Raw genomic sequence first — 6,195 nt, forward strand, 5'->3', positions numbered from 1 at the left:
GCACGCAGTGGTGACGCGCCCCAATTCCTCTTTAAGATGGTCTCGTGGCCAACCAAGTTTCCCGTCTGTCCAAGCGCATTGGCGCAATCGCTGAATCCGCGACCCTGAAGGTCGACGGCAAGGCAAAGGCTCTGCAGGCCGCCGGGCGTCCGGTGATCAGCTACGCGGCGGGAGAGCCCGATTTCGCTACCCCCGACCACATCGTGGAGGCCGCGGCATCCGCAACCCACGATCCAAAAAACCACCGCTACACGCCTGCCGTCGGTCTTCCCGAGTTGCGCGAAGCCATCGCGGTGAAGACGCTGCGCGACAGCGGCCTTGAGGTCGGCATCAACCAGATCATCGTGACCAACGGCGGCAAGCAGGCGGTGTACCAGTCGTTCGCGGCCCTGCTCGACGACGGCGACGAAGTGATCCTGCCCGCGCCGTACTGGACCACCTACCCGGAGGCCATCAAACTGGCCGGCGGCGTTCCGGTCGAAGTATTCGCGGGAAGCGACCAGGGCTACCTCGTCACGGTCGAACAGCTGGAAGCGGCCCGCACCCCCCGCACCAAGGTTCTGTTGTTCGTCTCGCCATCGAACCCGACCGGTGCCGTCTACTCCGCCGAGGAGACCCGCCTGATCGGACAGTGGGCGCTCGAGAACGGTCTCTGGGTGATCAGCGATGAGATCTACCAGAACCTCACCTATGCGGGGGTTACGGAGCCGGTCGGCACGGCCGGCCAACGGGCCGTCTCCATCGTCGAGGCCGTACCCGAACTCGCCGACCGCACGATCCTCGTGAACGGCGTCGCGAAGACCTACGCGATGACCGGGTGGCGGGTGGGCTGGATGGTGGGCCCCCTCGACGTGATCAAGGGCGCGGCGAACCTGCAATCGCACCTGTCCTCCAACGTTGCCAACGTCTCACAGCGCGCCGCAATCACCGCCCTGACCGGGTCCCAGGACTCTGTCGAAGAGATGCGCGTGGCCTTTGACCGCCGTCGCCGGCTCATCGTCGAGGAACTCAACAAGATCGACGGCGTGATATGCCCGGTCCCCGAGGGGGCCTTCTACGTCTACCCCGACGTCACCGGACTCCTGGGTCGCAGCTGGCACGGCGTGACTCCGACCACGTCCCTCGAACTAGCCGACCTGATTCTCGAGCAGGCGGATGTCGCGGTGGTCCCCGGTGAAGCGTTCGGCCCGAGCGGCTACCTCCGACTGAGCTACGCGCTGGGCGATGCGCCACTGCTCGAGGGGATACAGCGGCTGCAACGACTGTTCGCCTGAGCCGCGGGTCAGCTACAGCAGCTTGCGGGCGGTGGCCCAGGCGGTCAGCTCGTGACGCGAGGATAACTGCAGCTTGCGCAGCACCGCCGAGACGTGACTCTCGACCGTTTTGATGGAGATGTAAAGCTCTGCCGCTACCTCTTTATAGGAGTACCCGCGGGCAATGAGTCTCATCACCTCACGTTCACGGGCAGACAGGCGGTCGAGTTCCTCGGTGGATTCGGCCTGTTCGCCCGCAAGCGCACCAAACGCATCCAGCACAAAGCCCGCGAGGCGAGGCGAGAAGACCGCGTCGCCGCCGGCAACCGCGAGAACGGCGTTGCTTACTTCCGCTCCCGAGCTGCCCTTGGTGATGTAGCCACGGGCTCCGGCGCGGATGACTCCGACGACATCCTCTGCCGAGTCCGAGACGCTCAGCGCCAGAAAACGCACGTGCTCGAGCAGGGCAGCGCTGCGTCGCAGCACTTCGGCTCCACCGCCGCCCGATCCGCCGGGGAGATGCACGTCGAGGAGAACGACTTCGGGTCGGAGTGCGTCGACCAGAGCGACCGCCTCGTCAACCGTTGCGGCCTCTCCCAGCACGGTCAGGCCGGCGTCGAGGTCTGCGCGGAGTCCGGAACGGAAGATCGAGTGGTCGTCAACGATCAGAACGGTGGTCATGCGCTTACCTCCAGGTGCAGATGAACCTCGGTACCCACGGGCACGGGCTCGGTGTCAATCTTCGCGGACCCCGAGCCCGAACCGGAACCTTGATCGGACGAAGCACCACTGGGCCGTCGTACCGGTCGCACGGTCGCGGTGCCGCCGGCACGCATCATCCGCCCAATTATTGATTCCCGGATTCCGAGCCGGTCACCCGGGAGGTCATCGAGGTTGACGCCCGGTCCGCGGTCGCGAATAAAGACGTCGATCGAGTCGGGCCCAGACTCCAGATACACCGATACGTCTCCCCCGGCATGACGCGCCGCGTTGAGCATGGCTTCGCGTGCGGCGGCGAGCAGGGCGGCGCTGGAGCGAACCACACTCTCTCCCGCGGCGACAACGTCGATCCGAACGGCATAGTCGAGTTCGATTGCGGCGGCAACGGAGCGCAGCTCGGCGGCGAGATCCTGCCCGGCCGGTTCGTCCCCCGCAAACAGCCAGTTGCGTAACTCCCGCTCCTGCGCGCGAGCGATGCGCGCAACCTCGCTGGAGGCGCCCGCCCGGTTCTGGATGAGCGCCAGGGTTTGCAGCACCGAGTCGTGCAGGTGCGCGGCGATTTCGGCGCGCTGTTGCTGGCGCACGCGGGCGGCGCGCTCGGCCATCAGGTCACTCCACAGGGCCACCACCCGCGGTGCGGCGAACACTCCGACACCGAACACCACCATCACCACACCCAGCACCGCGTTCATCGCGTTCGGACGGGCACTCAACGTCACGCTCCCGGCGAGAAGCAGCAGCGCCACCGAACCGATCCGCACCGTCGTTGCGTACCGGGGTGTGCGGTGCGGGTCTGGCCCGTCGAATCCGAGACTCCACGCCACGGCTCCGCCAGAGGCGAGGATCACCACAACCAGAGCCCGGGTGGTGAGCGACTCGTCGCCCTCGACCAGCGCCCCGAACGACACCATCGCGGCCACGGCACCAACCATCACCAGCAGCGCAGCGACCGGGAGCTTGCGATAGATGACGAGATGTTCGTCCTTGTCGCCTGCTTCGAGCGGCACCAGCGCCCACAGCCACAGATAGAACAGTGCCCCTGAGCCGCCACAGAGGGTCAGCAACACGGTGACAAGCCGAATCCTGCGCACCGACCAACCGAGGTGCACCGCCAGCCCCGCGCAAACGCCCCCCAGCACCGATCGGCGCGCACGCACGAGGGGCGGGCGCACCCGCACTTCTCTGGGCGCAGCTGTGTTCACTCTTGAATCCAAGCAGAGTTACGACGGGGCCGCGGCCCCGATGGTTCGAAATCAGGGTCGCCGCCCGTGGCTCTCAGGGTTGATTAGGGGGTTGATGGGGGATGTCCCGCTGGTGGCCATCGGCACCCGCCAGCCATCATCGAGATATGTCCCAGCAGAACCCGCCCTCGGGCGACAACGACCCCACGCAGCCCCTCCCGCCCTTCGGGGCCGCTTCGCAGGCACCCCCGGCACCCGAGGCACCCCCGGCACCGGAGAGTGCCGAACCACCCCAGCAACCCGGAAACCGGTTCTTCGCCTGGCTTCGGGGGCTCGACGTTCCTCGCCAGCCCGGCTGGATCGGCGGCGTCTGTGCCGGTATCGCGGCACGGCTCGGAATCGACCCGCTCATCGTGCGCGGCATCGTTGTCGTCATCGCCGTGCTGGGTGGGCCCGCCCTACTGCTGTACGCGGCCGCGTGGCTCCTGCTGCCCGACTACAAGGACCGCATCCACCTCGAGGAAGCATTCCGCGGCAAGTTCGATGCGCCCGTAATCGCGATCGGCGTCGTGTTCCTCCTGGCGATCTTCCCCTTCGGCCAGGGCGTCTGGTTCTTCGGCCCCGACTACTGGGGCGCGCCCGGGTGGCTCGACACTCTGGGCAGCGCGTTCTGGACTCTCCTGGCCGTAGGGCTGGTCATCGCGTTTGTGGTGTGGCTGGCCAGACGAGCCGGTCAGCCGTCCGTTCCATTCACCCCGCCGGCAGCGAAACCCGGGGATCCCAACGCGGCACCGTCAACAACCTTCGCCGCGACCGGCACCGCGCCATACGGCAACACGTCCTCGCCGACCCTGCCCTTTCCCACCACCCCGCTCCCGACGGATCCCTTCGGCGCGGGGGCTCATCCGCTCTCCGCCGATGTCCCCCCGCAGGCATTCACCGTGCCGCCCCCGGGCGTCGGAGCCCCGCCGGAGGACGTCGCCGCCTGGCGGGAGCGCCAGGCCGAGTGGAAGCAGCAGCACGACGCGTTCCGGCAGCAGCAGGCCGTCCAGAAGCAGGCCGCAAACCGTGCGGCACAGGACCGAGCTCGCGCGGAGCGAGTCGCCCGGTACAACGCCGACCGCGCCGCGAGACTCCGCACCCGCTCACACCCGCTCTATTCGTTCGTGGTGATCGGCCTCGCCCTCGTGGCGGGCGCCCTCGTCACACTCCTCACCTCCGGAGCATCCCTCGCCTACGAGGACGTTGTGTTGGGCATGGCCACAGCACTCGCGGTGCTCGCGCTGGGCATCGTGGTCAATGGCGTGCGGGGCAGGCGCAGCGGGGGAGCGTCCGGGTTCGCCAGCGTCCTCCTTGCCGCGCTCCTCATCGCGGCCATCGCGCCCCACGGGCCGCAGTTCCGCTACGGCTTCGATATCGACTTCACCCCGACCAACACCGCGGGGACCGACCGCGAGACCTACGTCGCCGGAGCGGGGGACGTCACCTTCGACCTCACCGATTATTACGAAAATTCAGGCGAGGCGGATGCCGCGGCGCAAACCGACCAGCTGCTCCTACTCGTGGGAGCCGCAGACGTGACCGTCATCCTGCCGGAGGACGAGTTTGTGCGCCTGACCACCGAGGTCGGAGCCGGCAGCACTGTGAGCCGTGACTCCAGCGGGGGCAACACAGAGACTCTGTTCAGCAGCTCCGTTACCGAGTACCTGCCCGCCGGCGCGGTCGGGTGGGACACCGGCGCGCGTTCCCTCGACGTGGAAGTGCAATTGGGCGCCGGCACCATCACCGTGATTGAGCCAACCGAAGGATCCAACGAATGACCGACAACGGCAACATCCCCACGAAGCAGTCCGACTCCGACTCCCGGCTGCCGGTGCGTCCCGGCACGATCGTCTGGGGCGGCATCCTGCTGCTCGTCGCCGCCATCGCGGCGGCGGCGACCGTTGTCGACGCCTCCATCTACACGCCGCGGTTCATCCTCTGGGCTATCGTCGGGTTCGGCGGTCTCCTCATTCTCGCCGGGGCCATCGGAGCCGTGGCCCGCATCAGCAGCGGCAAGGCAGCCGACGACGCCGCGCCTCACTACGAAGGTCACACCGACTGAGTCCGAAGCATCGCTGCTCACCACGAAGGTCACACCGACTGAGCCCGAAGCATCGCTGCTCCCGCCCCAGAGCCCTCCCGCTCAAGCTCGAACTCGAGCGGGAGGGCTCCAGCACGCGCGCCGACCGGTTCGACGCCCCCAACATGGGTTGACGCTGCGTTCGTCTGCCGCCTTGTCCCGTCGCCGCTCACCCGTCAGAGTTGGACCATGAGCACCGACGTTAGCCCCCCGCCGCAGGAAGACCCGCAGATCCCGCAGGGCAAACCGCAGAGATCGCAGGCCAATCGTCACGTCCCACAGCTCCCGCCGCGAGACATTCCCGACGGGCCGGCAACCGAGACCTACAACGACGGAGCGCCCCTAGCTGAGGGCAACTATTCGTGCGGTAAACGCCACGGGCGGTGGACGTACTACTACCACAGCGGTCAGCTCAAGGCTGTTGGGGAGCTCGACGCTGACACGTTCCAGGGGCCATGGACCTGGTGGCGCGAGAACGGAGAGAAGCTGCAGGAGGGCGATTTCGTTGACGGGGTGCAGCACGGCCGGTGGCGGCGCTTTCACGCCAACGGCGCCCTCATGGACGAAGGCACTTGGACGAACGGCAAACGCAGCGGCGAATGGACCCATTACGACCCGGACGGCGCAGTTACCCGCACCAAGACCTTCCGAACCCCGCTGCCGTAGCACGCCAAGACGGCCCGCTCCGGCAGCCCCTTCTCGCAGCCCGCTCCATGCGGTCGCGACAATACGTGCCCAGATGGGTCGTTAACGCGTGATGGCCACCCGAAGGTGGCCATCACTGTGTGTTAAAGCGTAATGGCCACCCGAAGGTGGCCATTACTAAAGTAAGTCCGGCGGTGTCCTACTCTCCCACAGGGTCCCCCCTGCAGTACCATCGGCGCAGAGAGTCTTAGCTTCCGGGTTCGGAATGTAACCG

General features: G+C 67.1%; 6 protein-coding genes and 1 rRNA gene. 4 read left to right on the plus strand and 3 right to left on the minus strand.

Translation table 11 applies throughout. The annotated features are described in order from the left end of the window. Positions 1-44 precede the first annotated feature (44 nt). Positions 45-1,274 carry a pyridoxal phosphate-dependent aminotransferase gene (locus tag B0I08_RS15700; protein ID WP_106214530.1) on the plus strand — a complete coding sequence of 410 codons (1,230 nt, stop codon included), beginning with the start codon at positions 45-47 and terminating at the stop codon, positions 1,272-1,274. Positions 1,275-1,286: 12 nt separating this feature from the next. On the opposite strand, the gene B0I08_RS15705 is transcribed toward B0I08_RS15700, so the two are convergent. Both B0I08_RS15705 and B0I08_RS15710 read right to left on the minus strand, forming a co-directional pair. Then, the gene (locus B0I08_RS15705) at positions 1,287-1,934 is read right to left on the minus strand and encodes a LuxR C-terminal-related transcriptional regulator (protein WP_106214532.1); all 648 of its coding nucleotides are present in this window, start codon (positions 1,932-1,934) and stop codon (positions 1,287-1,289) included. Beyond that, positions 1,931-3,175 (minus strand): ATP-binding protein, encoded by a 1,245-nt coding sequence (locus B0I08_RS15710; protein WP_181243441.1) that lies wholly within the window; start codon positions 3,173-3,175, stop codon positions 1,931-1,933. Before B0I08_RS15710 ends, B0I08_RS15705 begins: the two co-directional genes overlap by 4 nt. A gap of 146 nt (positions 3,176-3,321) precedes the next feature. Here B0I08_RS15710 and B0I08_RS15715 point away from each other — a divergent pair, with 146 nt between their 5' ends. The 3 genes from B0I08_RS15715 (at position 3,322) to B0I08_RS15725 (ending at position 5,942) form a co-directional block, all read left to right on the plus strand. Next, the gene (locus B0I08_RS15715) at positions 3,322-4,974 is read left to right on the plus strand and encodes a PspC domain-containing protein (RefSeq protein WP_181243442.1); all 1,653 of its coding nucleotides are present in this window, start codon (positions 3,322-3,324) and stop codon (positions 4,972-4,974) included. Continuing rightward, positions 4,971-5,258 carry a DUF3995 domain-containing protein gene (locus B0I08_RS15720; RefSeq protein WP_106214538.1) on the plus strand — a complete coding sequence of 96 codons (288 nt, stop codon included), beginning with the start codon at positions 4,971-4,973 and terminating at the stop codon, positions 5,256-5,258. The genes B0I08_RS15715 and B0I08_RS15720 overlap by 4 nt, the downstream gene beginning before the upstream one ends. A gap of 207 nt (positions 5,259-5,465) precedes the next feature. Continuing rightward, a complete protein-coding gene (locus tag B0I08_RS15725) occupies positions 5,466-5,942 on the plus strand; it encodes a toxin-antitoxin system YwqK family antitoxin (protein WP_106214540.1) in 477 nt (158 codons plus the stop codon). Between the two features lie 165 nt (positions 5,943-6,107). Here the strand turns inward: B0I08_RS15725 and rrf are convergent. Continuing rightward, positions 6,108-6,195: ribosomal RNA gene (rrf, locus tag B0I08_RS15730) — 5S ribosomal RNA — on the minus strand; the annotation flags it as partial.

This window comes from Glaciihabitans tibetensis (assembly GCF_003003265.1).
Taxonomy (GTDB): Bacteria; Actinomycetota; Actinomycetes; order Actinomycetales; family Microbacteriaceae; genus Glaciihabitans; species Glaciihabitans tibetensis.

Bases quoted from the DNA above. Each gene is read 5' to 3' on its own strand.
- B0I08_RS15705 (WP_106214532.1), bottom strand. From the start codon at position 1,934: ATGACCACCGTTCTGATCGTTGACGACCACTCGATCTTCCGTTCCGGA.
- B0I08_RS15715 (WP_181243442.1), top strand. From the start codon at position 3,322: ATGTCCCAGCAGAACCCGCCCTCGGGCGACAACGACCCCACGCAGCCC.
- B0I08_RS15720 (WP_106214538.1), top strand. From the start codon at position 4,971: ATGACCGACAACGGCAACATCCCCACGAAGCAGTCCGACTCCGACTCC.
- B0I08_RS15725 (WP_106214540.1), top strand. From the start codon at position 5,466: ATGAGCACCGACGTTAGCCCCCCGCCGCAGGAAGACCCGCAGATCCCG.